Genomic DNA, 17,556 nt, shown 5'->3' with positions numbered 1-17,556 from the left:
CTAACCGGCTCCCTGCCCGGACATCGCCGCGGTGATCTCCTCCATGCTGACCTCGCGGACCGGCTGCCCCAGTGACCAGTGGTGACCGAACGGGTCGGCGACCATGCCGTAGCGGTCGCCCCAGAACTGGTCGTCCAAAGGAGTCACCACCGTGGCACCGGCGTTTAGCGCCCGCTGGAAGCTGGCGTCGACGTCGGTGACGGTGAGATGGATCATCACCGGGGTGCCACCCAACGAGGTCGGTGTCATCGACTTGCCGCCACACACCTCCGGGAAGTCGTCGTTGAGCATCACCGTGAAGCCGTTGATGCGCACCGCGGCGTGCACCAGTTTGCCGTCCGGACGCGGCACGCGCCCAATCTCCTCGGCTCCAAAAGCCTTGACATAGAAGTCGATTGCCGCGGCGGCATCGTCGACCACGAGGTGCGGGGACAGTGCGGGTTCGATGTTGATCGCCATGCTGGTTCTCCTTGCTGTCGGCTCCGTCGCCTGCCCCCGGCGGGCAGGCTCACGACGTATGACTGCGTCGATGACGCAAACTCATCGCGCGACAGCGACCATTAGACCGCCGGGCACCGACAACCAGGCAGGCGTCAGGCGTTGGTGAGGTTGCGGTCCCAACCCTCGACGGACTCCGGACTGCGCGGCTCGGGGCCCACGTAGATGGCCGACGGCCGGACCAGCTTGCCCAGCCGCTTCTGCTCGAGAATGTGGGCGCACCATCCGGCGGTGCGTCCGCAGGTGAACATCGCCGGCATCATGTTGGCCGGCACCCGGGCGAAGTCCAGGATGACGGCGGCCCAGAACTCGACGTTGGTCTCGATGGCCCGGTCCGGGCGGCGCTCGCGTAGCTCGGCGAGGGCGGCCTGTTCCAGCGCGACGGCAACCTCGTGGCGCGGCGCGGCCAGCCGCTCGGCGGTGGCGCGCAGCACCCGCGCCCGCGGGTCCTCCGCGCGATACACCCGGTGCCCGAATCCCATCAGCTTGTCGCCGCTGTCCAGGATCTTCTTGACCAGACCGCGCGCGTCGCCGGTGCGCTCGACCTCTTCGATCATCGGCAGCACCCGCGCCGGCGCGCCGCCGTGGAGGGGTCCGCTCATCGCGCCGATCGCCCCGGACAGCGCCGCGGCCACGTCGGCGCCGGTGGAGGCGATGACGCGTGCGGTGAACGTCGAGGCGTTCATGCCGTGCTCGGCCGCCGAAACCCAATAGGCGTCAATCGCTTCGACGTGGCGCGGGTCCGGCTCGCCCTGCCAGCGCGTCATGAAACGGGCGGTGACCGTTTCGCATTCGTCGATCACCCGCTGGGGTACCGCGGGCTGATAGATACCGCGCGCGGACTGCGCAACGTAGGACAGCGCCATGACGGACGCCCGGGCCAGCTGGTTGCGGGCGGTGGCGTCATCGGTGTCCAGCAGCGGCTTGTACCCCCAGATCGGGGCGAGCATCGCCAGGCCCGCTTGCACGTCGACGCGCACGTCGCCGGTGTGGATGGGCAGCGGGAACGGCTCGGCGGGCGGCAGCCCGTGGCCGAACTTGCCGTCGACCAGCAGCGCCCACACGTCGCCGAAGGTGACCTGCTGGCCCACCAGGTCTTCGATGTCGACACCGCGGTAGCGCAGCGCGCCGCCGTCTTTATCCGGTTCGGCGATTTCGGTGGTGAAGGCGACCACGCCTTCGAGGCCGGGGACAAAGTCTTCGGGGACCACAGTCATGCCGAAAATTCTCGCACCCCCCGCTCGAGCCGACGCTACCGGCCGGTAGCAAGCGCCGGTAGCGTTGACGCGATGGCACGACCAGACCCCGAGCCAGGAAAAGAGCACCTGCAAAGAATGCGTGTGGAATACGGATCGGCGGAGAAGGACGACAGTCCGGATCTCGACACCGACTGGCTCGAAGACGGTTGGGTTTCGTTGTTGCGCAGATGGATCGGGGACGCCGAGCAATCGGGTGTCGCGGAGCCCAACGCGATGGTGCTGGCCACCGTCACCGCCGACGGCCGGCCGGCGAGCCGGTCGGTGCTGTGCAAGGCCATCGACGAGACCGGAATCACCTTTTTCACCAACTATGACTCGGCCAAGGGCGGCGATCTGGCCGTGACGCCGTACGCGGCGGTGACGTTTCCCTGGTACCAGCTCGGCCGCCAGGTCCACGTCCGCGGCCCGGTGAGCAAGGTCACCGCGGAGGCCACCGAGGACTACTGGTCGAAACGGCCGCGCGGGTCACAGTTGGGTGCCTGGGCCTCACAGCAGTCGCAACCGATCGCCTCGCGGGCCGCGCTCTTGGGCCAGCTGGAGGAGGTGACCGCGCGCTTCGCCGACCGCGAGCGGGTGCCGGTGCCGCCGGGCTGGGGCGGCTATCTCATCGCGCCGGAGGTGGTCGAGTTCTGGCAGGGACGGGAAAACCGGTTGCATAACCGCATCCGGGTCAGCGGTGATCGCGTCGAGCGCCTTCAGCCCTAGCGCGCCGATTGGCGGCATGACCAGCGGACTCGACCCCGGGCAGGCGCCTCGTCGCCATAACGACTACCTTCAGCAGTAAGCATCCAAGTCAGGGCAGCCATATCAGCCAGAGCGCAAAGGGGTTCTCGTGGCCGACACCGACGACACCGCCACTCTGAAGTACCCGGGCGGTGAGACCGACCTAGAGATCGTCAGCGCCACCGAAGGCGCTGACGGCATCGCGCTGGGCTCGCTGTTGTCCAAGACCGGCTACACCACGTTCGACAACGGCTTCGTCAACACCGCGTCGTGCAAGAGCTCCATCACCTACATCGACGGTGACGCCGGAATCCTGCGTTACCGCGGCTACCCGATCGAGCAGTTGGCCGAGAAGTCCACTTTCATCGAGGTGAGCTACCTCTTGATCTACGGTGAGCTGCCCAGCAAGGAGCAGCTGGCCGAGTTCACCAAGCGGATTCAGTTGCACACCATGCTGCACGAGGACCTGAAGCGGTTCTTCGACGGCTTTCCGCGCAACGCCCACCCGATGCCGGTGCTGTCCAGCGCGGTCAACGCGCTCTCGGCGTACTACCCGGACTCCCTCGACCCGACCGACACCGAGCAGGTCGAGCTGTCCACCATCCGGCTGCTGGCCAAGCTGCCGACCATCGCCGCCTATGCATATAAGAAGTCGGTCGGTCAGCCGTTCCTCTACCCGGACAACTCGCTGACGCTGGTGGAGAACTTCCTGCGCATGACGTTCGGGCTGCCCGCCGAGCCCTACCAGGCGGACCCCGAGATCATTCGGGCGCTGGACATGCTGCTCATCCTGCACGCCGACCACGAACAGAACTGCTCGACGTCGACGGTGCGGTTGGTCGGCTCGTCACAAGCCAACCTGTTCACCTCTGTGTCCGGTGGCATCAACGCGCTGTGGGGTCCGCTGCACGGCGGCGCCAACCAGGCGGTCCTCGAGATGCTCGAGCAGATTCGCGAAAGCGACGACAATGTCAGCGAATTCGTCCGGAAGGTGAAGAACCGCGAGGCCGGCGTCAAGCTGATGGGCTTCGGCCACCGCGTCTACAAGAACTACGACCCGCGGGCCCGCATCGTCAAGGAGCAGGCGGACAAGATCCTGGCCAAGCTCGGTGGCGACGACGACCTGCTCAGCATCGCCAAGGAGCTCGAAGAGGCGGCACTGACCGACGACTACTTCGTCGAGCGCAAGCTGTACCCCAACGTCGACTTCTACACCGGCCTGATCTACCGCGCCCTCGGGTTCCCGACCCGGATGTTCACCGTGCTGTTCGCGCTGGGCCGGATGCCCGGCTGGATCGCGCACTGGCGCGAGATGCACGACGAGGGCGACAGCAAGATCGGTCGCCCGCGCCAGATCTACACCGGCTACACCGAGCGCGACTACGCGACGATCGACGCGCGCTAGTTCTCTCGGCCGGGCAGACGCGAAAGCACCGCAAACAGCACTCTTTCAGGTGCTTTCATGTCTGCTCGCGAGGGCGGCGAGCACTGCCATCGCGGCGTTGTGTCCGCCGATGCCGGACACCGCGCCGCCGCGGCGAGCGCCCGAGCCGCACAACATGATTCGTTCGTGAGCGGTGGCCACGCCCCATTGCCTCGCAGGGGTATCCAGTGGGTCGTCATCGTCGGCGAACGGCCAGCACAGGCCGCCGTGGAAAATGTGGCCGCCGCTCATGCGCAGGGCGCGCTCGAGATCTGATGTGGTCGTCGTCTCGATGCACGGGCGCCCGTGCGCGTCGTGCAGCAGTAGCTCTTGAATCGGTTCGGCCAGAACGGAATTCAGCGACGCTAGCACCTTATCGGTGAGCTGGTCGCGCAGCGCGTCGGGGTCGGCGTCGGTGAACAGCGCGTGCGGCGTGTGCAGGCCGAACACCGTCATCGTCTGGACGCCCGAGCCGCGTAGGTCGTCGGACAGGATGCTGGAGTCGGTCAGGGAGTGGCAATACGCTTCGCACGGCAGGGGATTCGGTAGGTGGCCCGCGGCCGCCTGTGCGTAGGCGTCATCCAGTTGCGTCCAGTTTTCGTTGACGTGAAACGTGCCGGCGAAGGCCTGCTCGGGGGTGACGCCGCGGTGGCGTAGCCGGGGCAGCCGCCGCAGCACCATGTTCACCTTGACCTGCGCGCCGGCGGCCGCCGGTGACGGGTTTTCGCCGAGTAGCCCGGCCAGCACGGTGGGCGTGACACCGGCGAGGATGTACCGGGACCGGACCCGGTGCTCGTGGTCGCCGGTGCGATAGCGCACCTCGCCGCTCGGGTCGACCGCGTAAACGTCTGCGCCGCTGATGATTTCGGCGCCGTGGTCGACGGCGGCGGTGGCCAGGGCGGTGGTCAGCGCGCCCATCCCGCCGATCGGGACGTCCCAGTCCCCGGTGCCGCCGCCGAGCACGTGATACAGAAAGCAGACGTTCTGCCTCAATGACGGATCGTCGAGGCGGGCGAAGGTGCCGATGAGGGCGTCGGTGGCCATCACGCCGCGAACCAGGTCGTTGCCCACCGCGTCGGCGATGGCCGCGCCGACCGGTTCCTCGATCAGGGCTTCCCAGGCGGCCGCCGTGAGGCGGTCGTTACTCTCCACGACGTGGCGGCGGGCCTCCCCGCGACAGCGCAGGGGTTCGAGCAGCGTCGGCCACAGCCGTTCGGTCACCAGCCGGCAACGTTGGTAGAAGGCGGCGAAGCCGGGCGCGTCGTCTGCCGCGCCGATGGCGGCGAAGGTGTTGCCGGGCGCCCCGATCAACAGCCCGGTGCGGCCGCCGGTGGCCGGGTCGGGCGTGTACGACGAAAAGGGCCGCCGGGCCAGCCGGATCCCCGCACCGAGGTCCTCGACGATGCGGCTCGGCAGCAAGCTGACCAGGTAGGAGTAGCGCGATACCCGGACGTCGACGCCGTCGAAGGGTTGCGCCGAGACGGCCGCGCCGCCGGTCTGTTCCAGCCGTTCCAGCAGGCGCACCCGCAGGCCCGTCCGGGCCAGGTAGGCCGCCGCGACGAGGCCGTTGTGCCCGCCGCCTACGACGACGACGTCCACCGCGTCGACGTCGGTCGCGTGAACACTCAGCTCAGGTAGCCCTCGACCTCGTCGGGCGGTCGCACCTCCGCCTCGCGCGGGTCACCGCCGCTCTCGCGGAGCGCCCGGCGCTGCCGCAGCAGATCCCAGCACTGGTCGAGCTCGATCTCCATGCGCCGAAGGCGGTCGTGTTCCTCCGACGTGTCGATGTCACCGCGCTGCAGTTGGGCCCGCAGCGCTTTTTCCTCGGCGACGAGGTTGCGGATGTGTGCCAGGGTGTCGTGGTCGGTGGGTTTGCTGCCGTTGGCCATCGCTCCAGTCTGCCCGACCCGCGAGGGGGTTGATAGCCGCCGACGGCCGGTGCGGCTAACTGGGTCCGGGGAGCCGCAGCACCAGCCGCGCGCCACCGAGCGGGCTGCTTTCCAGCTCAGCGGTCCCCCCGTGCAGCTCGGCCTGCTGGGCCACCAATGCCAATCCCAGGCCCGATCCCGAATGGGAGGCCGTCGATCCGCGGGAGAACCGGGCGAACACCACCTGGCGCTCGTCCTCGGGCACGCCGCGCCCGTTGTCGTCGATGGCGATCTCCACACCGGCGCGCGAGCTGACCGCCGACAACTCGACGCGGGTGGCGCCGCCATGCTTGACGGCGTTGGCGATCGCGTTGTCGACGGTGAGGCGCAACCCGGCCGGCAGGCCGACGATGATGCAGGTGGGCGACGGCACCAGGGAGACGTCGACCCCGGGGTAGATCCGGGTGGCGTCGTGGGCGGCGCGGTCGAGCAATTCGGTGATATCGACCGGCACGTGATCGTCGGACGTCGACAGCTCGCCCTGGGCCAGCCGCTCGAGCGCGCTCAGCGTGGCCTCGATGCGCGACTGGGTGCGGATGACGTCGCCCAGCACCTCTTTGCGTTGTTCGTCCGGCATGTCCAGCGTGGACAGCACTTCGAGGTTGGTGCGCATCGCGGTCAGGGGAGTGCGCAACTCGTGGGAGGACACGGCGGCGAAATCGCGTGCGGACGCGAGCGCATCCTGGGTCCGGTCTTGTTCGGTCCAGATCCGCTGCAGCATCCCCCGCATGGCCTCGGCGATCTCGACCGCCTCGGTGGCACCGCGCACCGCCACCTGCGGCCGTTCGTCGGCGTCGATCGAACGGGCCTGCTGGGCCAGCCGTTTGAATGGCCGCACCGCGAAAGCCGCCAGGAGCCAAGCGAATACCGCCGCCGCGCCGATCGACAGCGCACAGATCAGGATCACCCGGCGATGCAGGTTATTGGTCTGCGCGATGGTGTCGTCGTAGGTGGCGCCCACTTCCACCGTCGCCGGCTGCGGCGTGCGGACCTCGAGGGTGCGCACTCGGTAGCGCACACCGTTGATGTAGGTGTCGGCGTAGCCCTCCTCTAGCGGCGGCAGCGTGATGTCCGAGTTGGACTTGACCTGGCCGTCGCGTCGCACCGTGATGACGGTGTCCTGATCGTTGGGGGCGCGTGGAATCTCGCTGAGCCCGCGCGGCAGGAAGGGAATGGCGAAACCCGCCGCCTCGTCCAGGCGCCGATCCAGGCGCTCCTTCCAGGCGCTGGTGATGCCGAACCACACAACCGCCCCCGCGATCACCACAACGATGGCGGTGCCGATCGCCGTCGCGACCGCGACCCGGGCCCGTAGCGACGGCGTACGGGTCAGGATCCGGGACAGGAAGTTCATGGCCGTTCGACCGGTTTACTGCATGCGCAGCACGAATCCCACTCCGCGCACGGTGTGCAGTAGCCGCGGCCCGCCGTTGGCCTCCAGCTTGCGGCGCAGGTATCCGATGAAAACGTCGACGACGTTGGTGTCGGCGGCGAAGTCGTAGCCCCACACCAGCTCGAGGAGCTGCGCGCGGGACAAGACCGCGGTCTTGTGTTCGGCCAGCACCGCCAGCAGGTCGAATTCCCGCTTGGTCAGGTCGACGTCCACGCCGTTGACGCGGGCGCGCCGGCCCGGGATGTCGACTTCCAGCGGACCCACCGTGATGGTTTCCGACGAGGACGTGGCGGTGGCGCCGCGGCGGCGCAGCAGCGCCTTGACCCGCGCGACCAGCTCGGCCAGCACGAACGGTTTGACCAGGTAGTCGTCGGCGCCGGCCTCCAGGCCCGCCACGCGGTCGTCGACCGAGCTGCGGGCCGAGAGCACGCAGACCGGAACGTCGTTGTCCATGGCGCGCAGCGCGGTGACGACGCTGACGCCGTCCAGCACCGGCATGTTGATGTCGAGCACGATCGCGTCCGGCCGGGTCTCGGTGGCGCTGCGTAATGCCTCGGCGCCGTCGACCGCGGTCGACACCTCGAATCCGGACAGCCGCAGGCCACGTTCCAGCGACGCGAGCACATCGGAGTCGTCGTCGACGACCAAGACCCGCGGTGAGCTAGCTCCTGTGTCCATGCCGCCCATTTTGCCTGATTGCTGTCTGGGGCTGTGGGAGGCGCGACCTGGGGGCCACCTGGGCGCCACGCTGCGCGGCCGTGCCGCGAGCAGACGCAAAATCACCCGACACGCCGCGCTAAAAGGTGATTTTGTGTCTGCTCGCGGGGCTACGCGCCGGGCACACCGATATTGCGGTAGCGCCCCAGCCGGGCGGACAGCCGCTCGGCGGCCGGGATCTCGCGCAACGCCTGCACCTCGGCGGCGATGGCCCTCGACAGTCGCTGCGCGAACTCGACGGGCTCGTCGGCGGCGTCGGGATGCTCCGGCACGATCGCGTCGACAATCCCGGAATTCAGCAGATCAGCCGACCGAATGCCTTGTGTCGCAGCAAGTTCGGCGGCGTGGTCGGTGTCGCGGAAGACGATCGCGCTGGCGCCTTCCGGCGGTAGTGGCGCCAGCCAGCCGTGCAGCGCGGCCAGCACCCGGTCGGCGGGCACCATCGCCAGCGCCGGGCCGCCGCTGCCCTGACCCAGCAGCACGGAGACCGTCGGGGTATCCAGGGTGACCAGCTCGGCCAGACATTGGGCGATCTGTCCGGCGAGCCCACCCTGTTCCGCCTCGGCCGACAGCGCCGGCCCCGCCGTGTCGATCACCAGCACCAGGGGCAGGCGCAACTCGGCGGCCAGCGCCATGCCGCGCCGCGCCTGGCGCAACGACGCCGGGCCCACCCCACCCTTTTCGAAGCCGCCCGTCAGGCGCTGCTGGCCGAGCACCACGACCGGCTGGCCGGAGAATCGCGCCAGCGCCAACAGCGTGGTCGCCGCCTCTCCTCGGCCGGTCCCCGACAACAGCACCTGATCAGTTGCGCCGTGCCGCAACAGAAGTCCGACGCCCGGCCGATCCGGCCGCCGCGATGCCACCACCGAGTCCCACGCCGCGACATCGGGTACGGGTTCGGGTGGCGGCGGCGCGGGCAGCGGCTCGGGGGCATCGGTGATGACGGTCATCGCGCGGTCCAGCGTGGCGCGCAGCTCGTCGAGCCGGATGACGTCGTCGATCACGCCGTGCCGCTGCAGGTTCTCGGCGGTCTGCACGCCCTCGGGGAACGCTTCGCCATAGAGCAACTGGTACACGCGAGGTCCGAGGAAGCCGATCAGCGCGCCCGGTTCGGCGAGCGTGACGTGGCCCAGCGAACCCCACGACGCGAACACCCCACCGGTGGTCGGGTTGCGCAGATAGACCAGGTAGGGCAGGTGCGCCTGGGTGTGCAGCCGGACGGCCGCGGCGATCTTCACCATCTGCAAGAACGCGACCGTGCCCTCCTGCATGCGGGTTCCGCCGGAGCTCGGCGAAGCCAGCAGCGGCAGGCCTTCGGCGGTCGCCCGCTGTACCGCCGCGGTGATCCGTTCGGCCGCGGCCACCCCGATCGAGCCGCCGAGAAAGCCGAATTCGCAGACCACCACCGCGACCCGGCGCCCGAAGATGCGCCCTTCGCCGGTCAACACCGCTTCGTCCAGGCCCGTGGCGGCGCAGGCTTCGGCCAGCTCTCGCGCATAGGAAGCGCTGAGCGGCACGGCGAGCGGCTCGCTGTCCCAGCGGATGAAGGAATTTTCGTCCAGCACCGCGTCGCGTAGTTGACCAGCCGTGATACGACTCACGTGACGAGGCTATATAGGGTGGCTGCCATGATCGGTGTCAGCCAGGCCGAAGCGGTTTTGACCATCGAGCTGCAGCGCCCCGAGCGCCGCAACGCGTTGAACTCGCAGCTCGTCGAGGAGTTGCGCGAGGCCGTGCTGAAGGCGGATGACGGCTCCATCCGCGCGATCGTGCTGACCGGCCAGGGCACGGTGTTCTGCGCCGGCGCGGACCTGAGCGGTGACGCATTCGCCGCCGACTATCCCGACCGGCTCATCGAGCTGCACAAGGTCTTGGACGCGACCCTTATCCCGGTGATCGGTGCCATCAACGGCCCGGCCATCGGTGCTGGCCTGCAGCTGGCCATGCAATGCGATCTCCGAGTTGTCGCGCCGGACGCCTTCTTCCAATTCCCGACATCGAAATATGGTCTGGCCCTTGACAATTGGAGCATCCGGCGACTGTCGTCGCTGGTAGGTCACGGCCGCGCCCGCGCGATGCTGCTGGCCGCCGAAAAGCTGACGTCCGACGTGGCGCTACAGACCGGGATGGCCAACCGCATCGGGACGCTCGCCGACGCGCAGGCCTGGGCCGCCGAGATCGCCGGCCTGGCCCCGCTGGCCATCCAGCACGCCAAGCGGGTGCTCAATGACGACGGCGCCATCGAGGAGGCCGGCCCGGTGCACAAGGAGCTCTTCGACAAGGCCTGGGGCAGTCAAGACGTCGTCGAAGCTCAGGTCGCGCGCATCGAGAAGCGGCCACCGAAGTTCCAAGGGGCCTGAGGAACCATGCGGGGGACGCTACGGCTGGTCGCCGGCACGGCGTCGCTGGCGGGTGGGGGCTGGCTGGTGCGCGCTCTGCACGGCACGCCCGACGCCCTCGGGGCCCACCCCGCATCGATCGCCGCGGTGACGGCCGGGTCGCCGCACTATCGCGACGGCGTCTTCGTCAACCTCGAGCCCCCCTCGGAAACCAAGATGGACCGCGAGCAACTGCGACTCATCGCGTGGGAGCTGGTGGGAAACCGGGGTGGAAGCCGGCCGCGGGGACCGATCCCGCTGACGGCCCCGGGGGTCTTCCGCGCGGATCCGAGCGGGCTGGCCGTCAGCTGGTTCGGCCACTCCACGGCGCTGCTGGAAATCGACGGCTACCGGGTGCTCACCGATCCGGTGTGGAGCGACCGGTGTTCGCCGTCGGACATCGTCGGGCCCCAGCGGCTGCACCCGCCACCGATCCAACTCGAGGGGCTACCCGCCGTCGACGCGGTGGTGATCAGCCACGACCACTACGACCACCTCGATATCGACACGATCAGGGCGCTGGCACGCACGCAGCGGTCCCCGTTCTTCGTTCCGCTCGGTGTCGGCGCCCACCTGCGCAGGTGGGGGATACCCGAGCACCGCATCGTCGAGCTCGATTGGCACCAGAGCGCGAAGGTCGACGAGCTCACCGTGGTTTGCGTGCCGGCGCGGCACTTTTCGGGGCGCTTCCTGGATCGCAATACGACGTTGTGGGCGTCGTGGGTCTTTCGTGGGCCGACTCATCGCGCGTACTTCGGCGGCGACACCGGTTACACCAAGAGCTTCGCCCAGATCGGCGCCGACCATGGGCCGTTCGACCTGACCCTGCTGCCCATCGGGGCGTACAACACGGCGTGGCCCGACGTGCACATGAACCCCGAGGAGGCGCTGCGGGCGCACCTGGACGTCACCGACGGCGGGCTGCTGGTGCCGATCCACTGGGGTACCTTCCGGCTGGCGCCGCACCCGTGGGCCGAACCGGTCGAGCGGCTGCTCGCCGCCGCGGAGCCCGAGCGGGTGAACGTGGCGGTCCCGGTCCCCGGTCAGCGCATTGATCTCGCGACCCCGGTGAAATCGAACCCGTGGTGGCAGCTCTGATTCACGCGGCGCGCATCGTCACCGGGCTACGCCCGATTGCCCGCTTCCTCCTCGCGCCGCACGCGGCGCGCATCGTCACCGGGCTATGGTCGCGCCATGACCAAACGCGCCGCCGCTGTCCTCTCGGTGCTGCTCGGGTTGACGGGATGCGGTTCCGCGCAGCCGACCGCCGGGCCCCCATCCACCCTGTCTGACGTTCCGCCCAACCAGGTGTCCGGTGTGGCGATTCCCGCCGGCCGCATCGACGACGCCGTCGCCAAGATCGACGGCCTGGTCGGCGACCTGATGAGAAGCACCGGCGTCCCGGGCATGGCGGTAGCGGTTGTCCACGGCGGGAAAGTGTTGTACGCCAAGGGCTTCGGCGTCAAGGACATAAGCAAGGGCCAGGGGCAGGACAACAAGGTGGACGGCGACACCGTCTTCCAGTTGGCCTCGGTGTCCAAATCGGTCGGCGCGACGGTGATCGCGCACGAGGTCAGCGACCACGTCGTCGCCTGGGACACCCCCGTGGCCGCCAAGCTGCCCTGGTTCACGCTGAGCGATCCCTATGTCACCAGCCATGTGACCGTCGCCGACCTGTATTCGCATCGCAGCGGGCTGCCCGACCACGCCGGCGACAAACTCGAAGACCTGGGCTATGACCGTCGTCAGACCCTCGAGCGCCTCAAGTACCTGCCGCTGGCGCCCTTCCGGATCAGCTACGCCTACACCAATTATGGGATCACCGCCGGCGCGGAGGCGGTGGCGGCCGCCGCGGGCAAAACCTGGGAGGACCTGTCCGACGAGGCGCTCTACCGCCCCCTGGGAATGACGTCGACCAGCTCGCGCTTCGCCGACTTCGTCGCCCGGCCCAACCGTGCGGTCAACCACATCAAGGTTGCCGACAAGTGGGAAGCCCGTTTTCAGCGTGACCCGGATCCCCAGTCACCCGCGGGCGGCGTCAGTTCCTCGGTGAACGACATGGCCCGCTGGCTGATGATGTTGCTGGGCAACGGGACTCACGACGGCCAGCGTATTGTCTCGCCGGAGGCCCTGCTTCCCGCCACCAGTCCGCAGATGGTGTCGGCGCCCGCGACGACGCCCAAGGCGCGCACCGGCTTCTACGGATACGGCTTCAACGCGTCGGTCGATTCCTCGGGGCGCACCGAATACAGCCATTCCGGCGCTTTCGATTTGGGGGCGGCGACGAATTTCGTGGTGCTGCCCTCCGAGGACGTGGGCATCATCGCCCTGACCAACGGCGCGCCCTACGGCATCCCGGAGACACTGACCGCAGAATTCATGGACCTCGTCCAGTACGGTCAGGTCCGCGAAGACTGGGGCGCCTTGTACAAGAAGGCGATCGGGTGGCTGAACAATCCGGTCGGCTCGCTGGTCGGCAAGCAACCCCCCGCCAACGCCGCCCCGCCGAAACCGCTCGGCGACTACACGGGCATCTACGCCAGCGACTACTGGGGTCCGGCCGTCGTGACCGAACACGACGGCGCGCTGCAATTGGCAATGGGGCCGAAAAACCGGACGGTCACCCTCACCCATTGGGACGGCGACACCTTCACCTTCCCGCTGACCGACGAAAACGCCCCGCCCGGAACGATTTCCAAAGCGGTGTTCTCCAATAACACCGTGAACCTGGAGTACTACGACACCGAGAAGCTGGGGATCTTCACCCGATGAGCACGTCGATCAGCACCGGCCTGACCGATGCCGAGGTGGCGCAACGGGTTGCCGACGGCCAGAGCAACGCCGTACGGAAACGCGCGACGCGCAGCATCACCGACATCGTGCGGGCGAACGTGTTCACCCGGATCAACGCGATCCTGGGGGTGTTGCTGCTGATTGTGCTGTCGACGGGCTCGCTGATCAATGGGATGTTCGGCCTGTTGATCGTCGCCAACAGTGTCGTGGGCATGGTCCAGGAAATCCGGGCCAAACAGACGCTGGACAAGCTCGCGATCGTGGGGCAGGCGAAGCCTTTGGTGCGCAGGCAATCCGGAACGCGTGCGGTTCCGCCCGAGGAGGTGGTGCTCGACGACATCATCGAGCTCGGACCCGGCGATCAGGTCGTCGTCGACGGCGAGATCGTCGAAGAGGCGAACCTGGAGGTCGACGAATCACTGCTCACCGGTGAGGCCGACCCGATCGCCAAGGGCATCGGCGAGGCGGTGATGTCGGGCAGTTTCGTCGTCGCGGGCACCGGCGCCTACCGGGCCACCAAGGTCGGGTCGGACGCGTACGCGGCCAAACTCGCCGAGGAAGCCAGCAAGTTCACGTTGGTGAAATCCGAACTGCGCAACGGCATCAACCGCATCCTGCAGTTCATCACCTACCTGCTGGTGCCGGCCGGCCTGCTGACGATCTACACCCAGCTGTTCACCACGCACGCGGGCTGGCAGGAGTCCGTGCTGCGGACGGTGGGCGCCCTGGTACCGATGGTGCCCGAAGGGCTGGTGCTGCTGACGTCGGTCGCGTTCGCGGTCGGGGTGATCCGGCTCGGCCAGCGTCGCTGCCTGGTGCAGGAGCTGCCCGCCATCGAGGGACTTGCCCGAGTCGACGTGGTCTGCGCCGACAAGACCGGCACCCTGACCGAAAGCGGCATGCGGGTCGCGCGGGTCGACGAGCTCGACGGGGCCGGCGATCGGATCGCCGACGTGCTGGCCTCGCTGGCCGCCGCCGACCCGCGACCCAACGCAAGCATGCGCGCGATCGCCGAAACCTATGATGCACCGCCCGGCTGGATCGCCACGGCGACAGCGCCTTTCAAGTCGGCCACCAAGTGGAGCGGCGCGTCCTTCGACGGGCACGGCAACTGGGTGCTGGGGGCACCCGACGTGCTGCTCGAGCCGGCGTCGGCGGCGGCCGAACAGGCCGAGCGCATCGGGGCGCAAGGTCTGCGGGTCCTGCTGGTGGGCGCCGGCAGCGTGGCCGTCGACCACCCGAGCGCCCCTGGGCATGTCACCCCGGTCGCGCTGGTGGTCCTCGAACAGAGGGTCCGTCCCGACGCCCGCGAGACGCTGGATTATTTTGCCGACCAAGGCGTTTCGGTCAAGGTGTTGTCCGGGGACAACGCCGTCTCGGTCGGCGCCGTCGCCGGCACCCTCGGGCTGCACGGCGAGACGATGGATGCGCGCCGACTTCCGGCAGAACCCACGCAATTGGCTGACGCGTTGGACACACACACCACCTTCGGTCGGGTACGGCCCGACCAGAAACGCGCCGTGGTGCACGCCCTGCAATCACGGGGGCACATCGTCGCGATGACCGGCGACGGCGTCAACGACGTACTGGCCCTCAAGGACGCCGACATCGGGGTCGCGATGGGCGCCGGCAGCCCAGCGTCTCGCGCCGTCGCGCAGATAGTCTTGCTGGACAACAGGTTTGCCACGCTCCCGTACGTCGTCGGCGAGGGGCGGCGGGTGATCGGCAACATCGAGCGGGTCGCCAACCTGTTCCTGACCAAAACGGTATATTCGGTGCTGCTGGCGTTGCTGGTGGGCATCGAATGCCTGTTTTCCAAAGTGTTGAAGGCTGATCCGTTGCTGTACCCGTTCCAGCCGATCCACGTCACCATCGCCGCATGGTTCACCATCGGAATACCATCGTTCATCCTGTCGCTCGCACCCAACAACGAACGCGCCGAACCGGGTTTCGTGCGCCGCGTACTGAGCTCGGCCCTGCCGTCCGGGCTGATCGTCGGCACAGCGACCTTCGCGTCGTATTTGGTCGCCTACTCGGGTCGTCACGCCAGCTTCCAGCAACAGGACCAGGCGTCGACCGCGGCCCTGATCACCTTGCTGATGACGGCGCTGTGGGTGCTCGCCGTGGTCGCACGTCCCTACCAGTGGTGGCGGGTCGCGCTCGTAATCGCCTCGGGCCTGGCCTATGTGGTGATCTTCAGCCTCCCACTGGCCCGCAAGCAGTTCTTGCTGGATCCGTCCAATGTCATGGTGACCTCGACCGCGCTGGGGATCGGCCTGCTGGGCGCCGCGGCGGTCGAGGCCATGTGGTGGATCCGCGCCAGAATGCTGGGCGTGCCGCCGCGGTTGTGGCGCTGAGAACACCGAACTCAGCGGCGGCCGGATTCGGCGGGCCAAGTACGATGCCGGGAAAAGGGAGGGTGCATGGGATTTTTGGACAAGGCCAAGGATCTGTTGTCGCAGAACGCAGACAAGGTTGAGATGGCCATCGACAAGGCCGGCGAGTTCGTCGACGACAAGACGCAGGGCAAGTACTCCGACACCATCCACCAGGTGCAGGAGCAGGCGAAGAAGGCCACCGGCGCCGCGGACCCGGGCGACCAGCAGAACTGAGCCATGGCCAAGCTTTCCGGATCCATCGATGTCCCGCTGCCACCGGAGGTGGCCTGGCGCCACGCGTCCGACCTGTCCCGGTACAAGGATTGGCTGACCATCCACCGGGTATGGCGCAGCACCTTGCCCGACGAGATCGAAAAGGGCTCGGTCGTCGAGTCGATCGTCGAGGTCAAGGGCATGCACAACCGGATCAAATGGACCGTCGTGCGCTACAAGCCGCCCGAGGGCATGACGCTCAACGGCGACGGTGTCGGCGGTGTCAAAGTCAAGCTGATGGCCAAGATCGTCCCCAACGGGGACGGCTCCATCGTCAGCTTCGACGTGCACCTGGGCGGCCCGGCACTGTTCGGCCCGATCGGCATGATCGTCGCCGCCGCCCTGCGCGGCGATATCAACCAGTCGCTGGAGAACTTCGTGACGGTGTTCACCCGACGCGATCCGAGTAGCAACGGGCATCGCTGAACTGCCCGCGCGATGAGTTTTCGGCCCGGTAGCGGTCGATAGTGTGAACCCCCTCTTGCCGGGGAGACACACCACCAGGAGGTCACCGTGCCTATTCGTGACAGCGCCCCGCTGGGCGCCCCATGCTGGATCGATCTGACCACGTCCGACGTCGCCCGCGCCCAGGAGTTCTACGGCACGGTCTTCGGCTGGACGTTCGAATCCGCCGGAGCCGAGTACGGCGGATACGTCAATGTCGCCAAGGACGGCCACGCGGTCGCCGGGATCATGGCCAACCGTCCCGAGGCGGAGGCGCCGGACCGCTGGGTGACCTACTTCCACACCGCCGACATCCAGACCACGCTGGCCGCGGTGACCGGGGCCGGCGGTTCGGTCTGCATGGCGATGGAGGTGCCCGCCAAGGGCCACATGGGTCTGGCGATCGATCCTGCCGGCGCGACGTTCGGATTGTGGCAGCCGCAAGAGCACCGCGGTTTCGAGATCATCGGTGCGGCCGGCGCTCCGGTGTGGCACCAGCTGACCACCAGCGACTACGGCGCGGCCCTCGACTTCTACCGCGACGTCCTCGACTGGTACACCGAGCCCGTGTCCGACACCGACGAATTCCGTTACACCACAGCGCGGTTCGGTGACGAGCAATTGCTCGGCGTGATGGACGGCGCCGCACTGTTGCCGCCGGGTGTCTCGTCAAACTGGGTGATCTTCTTCGGCGCCGAGGACGTCGACAAGACCCTGCGCCTGATCGTCGACCACGGTGGCGCGGTGGTGCGCGATGCCGAGGACACCCCGTATGGGCGGCTGGCCGCCGCGAGCGATCCGACGGGTACCCCGTTCAACCTGTCCTCGCTGCGGACTTAACGCCTCGGCGAGCGCCACGCTAGCGTGACGTTCGGTGCCGCGCGACGGGGGCGGAGTCGGTTAACCTCGCTACCATGACTCGCCGCCTGCGCCCCGGTTGGCTGGTGGCGTTTTTCGCCGTGGTGGTATCGGCCAGCGCGTGGCTGCCGTGGCTGAGGACCGCGGTCAACGGCGGCGGCTGGGCCAATGCCATCGGCGGCGCCCACGGCAACTTGGAACTGCCCCCCGGGTTCGGTGCCGGCCAGCTCATCGTGCTGCTGGCCTCGACGCTGCTGGTGGCCGGCGCGATGATGGGTCGTGGCTTGTCGGTGAGGCTCGCTTCGGTTGCCGCGCTGTTGATTTCGCTGCTCATCGTGGCTCTGACGGTCTGGTACTACAAGCTCAACGTCAACCCGCCGGTGTCGGCCGAATACGGCCTCTACGTCGGCGCGGGCGGCGCGGTGTGCGCGGTGGCGTGCTCGATCGCGGCCGTGATCGCGTCGTTGGCCTCCGGCCGATCGAGACGCTGA

17 protein-coding genes are annotated in these 17,556 nt (G+C 68.2%); 10 read left to right on the top strand and 7 right to left on the bottom strand.

Features of this window, described 5'->3' with window-relative positions:
* Together ACZ50Z_RS16020 and ACZ50Z_RS16015 are read right to left on the bottom strand one after the other, a co-directional pair.
* The gene (locus ACZ50Z_RS16020; RefSeq protein ID WP_464484435.1) at positions 1 to 459 is read right to left on the bottom strand and encodes a VOC family protein; all 459 of its coding nucleotides are present in this window, start codon (positions 457 to 459) and stop codon (positions 1 to 3) included.
* A 134-nt stretch (positions 460 to 593) separates the two neighbouring features.
* Positions 594 to 1,715, bottom strand: coding sequence for a citrate synthase 2 (locus tag ACZ50Z_RS16015; protein WP_464484434.1), 1,122 nt, complete (start codon positions 1,713 to 1,715; stop codon positions 594 to 596).
* 72 nt (positions 1,716 to 1,787) lie between these two features.
* Here ACZ50Z_RS16015 and pdxH point away from each other — a divergent pair, with 72 nt between their 5' ends.
* A complete protein-coding gene (gene pdxH, locus ACZ50Z_RS16010) occupies positions 1,788 to 2,462 on the top strand; it encodes a pyridoxamine 5'-phosphate oxidase (RefSeq protein ID WP_464484433.1) in 675 nt (224 codons plus the stop codon).
* Between the two features lie 127 nt (positions 2,463 to 2,589).
* Positions 2,590 to 3,885, top strand: a complete 1,296-nt coding sequence (locus ACZ50Z_RS16005; protein ID WP_225327335.1) for a citrate synthase — start codon at positions 2,590 to 2,592, stop codon at positions 3,883 to 3,885.
* A gap of 45 nt (positions 3,886 to 3,930) precedes the next feature.
* Here the strand turns inward: ACZ50Z_RS16005 and ACZ50Z_RS16000 are convergent, their stop codons facing one another.
* The 5 genes from ACZ50Z_RS16000 to ACZ50Z_RS15980 all read right to left on the bottom strand — a co-directional run bounded on the left by ACZ50Z_RS16000 (position 3,931) and on the right by ACZ50Z_RS15980 (position 9,542).
* The gene (locus ACZ50Z_RS16000) at positions 3,931 to 5,532 is read right to left on the bottom strand and encodes a phytoene desaturase family protein (RefSeq protein WP_464486264.1); all 1,602 of its coding nucleotides are present in this window, start codon (positions 5,530 to 5,532) and stop codon (positions 3,931 to 3,933) included.
* On the bottom strand, positions 5,529 to 5,792 hold the full coding sequence (locus ACZ50Z_RS15995) for a DUF2630 family protein (protein WP_464484432.1): 264 nt from the start codon (positions 5,790 to 5,792) through the stop codon (positions 5,529 to 5,531). Before ACZ50Z_RS15995 ends, ACZ50Z_RS16000 begins: the two co-directional genes overlap by 4 nt.
* A gap of 55 nt (positions 5,793 to 5,847) precedes the next feature.
* A complete protein-coding gene (locus ACZ50Z_RS15990) occupies positions 5,848 to 7,185 on the bottom strand; it encodes a sensor histidine kinase (protein ID WP_464484431.1) in 1,338 nt (445 codons plus the stop codon).
* Positions 7,186 to 7,200: 15 nt separating this feature from the next.
* The gene (prrA, locus tag ACZ50Z_RS15985) at positions 7,201 to 7,911 is read right to left on the bottom strand and encodes a two-component system response regulator PrrA (RefSeq protein ID WP_007777113.1); all 711 of its coding nucleotides are present in this window, start codon (positions 7,909 to 7,911) and stop codon (positions 7,201 to 7,203) included.
* Positions 7,912 to 8,051: 140 nt separating this feature from the next.
* Complete coding sequence (locus ACZ50Z_RS15980) at positions 8,052 to 9,542, bottom strand: carboxyl transferase domain-containing protein (protein WP_464484430.1); 1,491 nt, start codon at positions 9,540 to 9,542, stop codon at positions 8,052 to 8,054.
* A gap of 27 nt (positions 9,543 to 9,569) precedes the next feature.
* On the opposite strand from ACZ50Z_RS15980, the gene ACZ50Z_RS15975 reads away from it, so the two are divergent.
* The 8 genes from ACZ50Z_RS15975 (at position 9,570) to ACZ50Z_RS15940 (ending at position 17,556) form a co-directional block, all read left to right on the top strand.
* The gene (locus ACZ50Z_RS15975) at positions 9,570 to 10,301 is read left to right on the top strand and encodes an enoyl-CoA hydratase (protein ID WP_464484429.1); all 732 of its coding nucleotides are present in this window, start codon (positions 9,570 to 9,572) and stop codon (positions 10,299 to 10,301) included.
* Between the two features lie 6 nt (positions 10,302 to 10,307).
* Positions 10,308 to 11,417 (top strand): MBL fold metallo-hydrolase, encoded by a 1,110-nt coding sequence (locus tag ACZ50Z_RS15970; protein ID WP_464484428.1) that lies wholly within the window; start codon positions 10,308 to 10,310, stop codon positions 11,415 to 11,417.
* 96 nt (positions 11,418 to 11,513) lie between these two features.
* A complete protein-coding gene (locus ACZ50Z_RS15965) occupies positions 11,514 to 13,091 on the top strand; it encodes a serine hydrolase (protein ID WP_464484427.1) in 1,578 nt (525 codons plus the stop codon).
* The gene (locus ACZ50Z_RS15960) at positions 13,088 to 15,469 is read left to right on the top strand and encodes a cation-translocating P-type ATPase (RefSeq protein ID WP_464484426.1); all 2,382 of its coding nucleotides are present in this window, start codon (positions 13,088 to 13,090) and stop codon (positions 15,467 to 15,469) included. The genes ACZ50Z_RS15965 and ACZ50Z_RS15960 overlap by 4 nt, the downstream gene beginning before the upstream one ends.
* Before the next feature lie 66 nt (positions 15,470 to 15,535).
* Positions 15,536 to 15,724, top strand: coding sequence for an antitoxin (locus ACZ50Z_RS15955; protein ID WP_464484425.1), 189 nt, complete (start codon positions 15,536 to 15,538; stop codon positions 15,722 to 15,724).
* A gap of 3 nt (positions 15,725 to 15,727) precedes the next feature.
* On the top strand, positions 15,728 to 16,189 hold the full coding sequence (locus ACZ50Z_RS15950; protein ID WP_464484424.1) for a type II toxin-antitoxin system Rv0910 family toxin: 462 nt from the start codon (positions 15,728 to 15,730) through the stop codon (positions 16,187 to 16,189).
* 87 nt (positions 16,190 to 16,276) lie between these two features.
* Positions 16,277 to 17,047: a VOC family protein gene (locus ACZ50Z_RS15945; RefSeq protein ID WP_464484423.1), complete on the top strand. Its 771-nt coding sequence runs from the start codon at positions 16,277 to 16,279 to the stop codon at positions 17,045 to 17,047.
* Between the two features lie 74 nt (positions 17,048 to 17,121).
* The gene (locus tag ACZ50Z_RS15940; RefSeq protein ID WP_464484422.1) at positions 17,122 to 17,556 is read left to right on the top strand and encodes a hypothetical protein; all 435 of its coding nucleotides are present in this window, start codon (positions 17,122 to 17,124) and stop codon (positions 17,554 to 17,556) included.

This window comes from Mycobacterium sp. NTMscope_MAC_269, from assembly GCF_976985695.1.
The sequence above is the reverse complement of the archived record's forward strand: the minus strand, read 5'-3'. Positions and strand labels throughout refer to the sequence as shown.

What these genes read in the sequence shown, in the direction of transcription:
- ACZ50Z_RS16020 (WP_464484435.1), bottom strand. Translation starts at nt 459, where the DNA reads ATGGCGATCAACATCGAACCCGCACTGTCCCCGCACCTCGTGGTCGAC.
- ACZ50Z_RS16015 (WP_464484434.1), bottom strand. Translation starts at nt 1,715, where the DNA reads ATGACTGTGGTCCCCGAAGACTTTGTCCCCGGCCTCGAAGGCGTGGTC.
- pdxH (WP_464484433.1), top strand. Translation starts at nt 1,788, where the DNA reads ATGGCACGACCAGACCCCGAGCCAGGAAAAGAGCACCTGCAAAGAATG.
- ACZ50Z_RS15995 (WP_464484432.1), bottom strand. Translation starts at nt 5,792, where the DNA reads ATGGCCAACGGCAGCAAACCCACCGACCACGACACCCTGGCACACATC.
- ACZ50Z_RS15990 (WP_464484431.1), bottom strand. Translation starts at nt 7,185, where the DNA reads ATGAACTTCCTGTCCCGGATCCTGACCCGTACGCCGTCGCTACGGGCC.
- prrA (WP_007777113.1), bottom strand. Translation starts at nt 7,911, where the DNA reads ATGGGCGGCATGGACACAGGAGCTAGCTCACCGCGGGTCTTGGTCGTC.
- ACZ50Z_RS15975 (WP_464484429.1), top strand. Translation starts at nt 9,570, where the DNA reads ATGATCGGTGTCAGCCAGGCCGAAGCGGTTTTGACCATCGAGCTGCAG.
- ACZ50Z_RS15970 (WP_464484428.1), top strand. Translation starts at nt 10,308, where the DNA reads ATGCGGGGGACGCTACGGCTGGTCGCCGGCACGGCGTCGCTGGCGGGT.
- ACZ50Z_RS15965 (WP_464484427.1), top strand. Translation starts at nt 11,514, where the DNA reads ATGACCAAACGCGCCGCCGCTGTCCTCTCGGTGCTGCTCGGGTTGACG.
- ACZ50Z_RS15960 (WP_464484426.1), top strand. Translation starts at nt 13,088, where the DNA reads ATGAGCACGTCGATCAGCACCGGCCTGACCGATGCCGAGGTGGCGCAA.
- ACZ50Z_RS15955 (WP_464484425.1), top strand. Translation starts at nt 15,536, where the DNA reads ATGGGATTTTTGGACAAGGCCAAGGATCTGTTGTCGCAGAACGCAGAC.
- ACZ50Z_RS15950 (WP_464484424.1), top strand. Translation starts at nt 15,728, where the DNA reads ATGGCCAAGCTTTCCGGATCCATCGATGTCCCGCTGCCACCGGAGGTG.
- ACZ50Z_RS15940 (WP_464484422.1), top strand. Translation starts at nt 17,122, where the DNA reads ATGACTCGCCGCCTGCGCCCCGGTTGGCTGGTGGCGTTTTTCGCCGTG.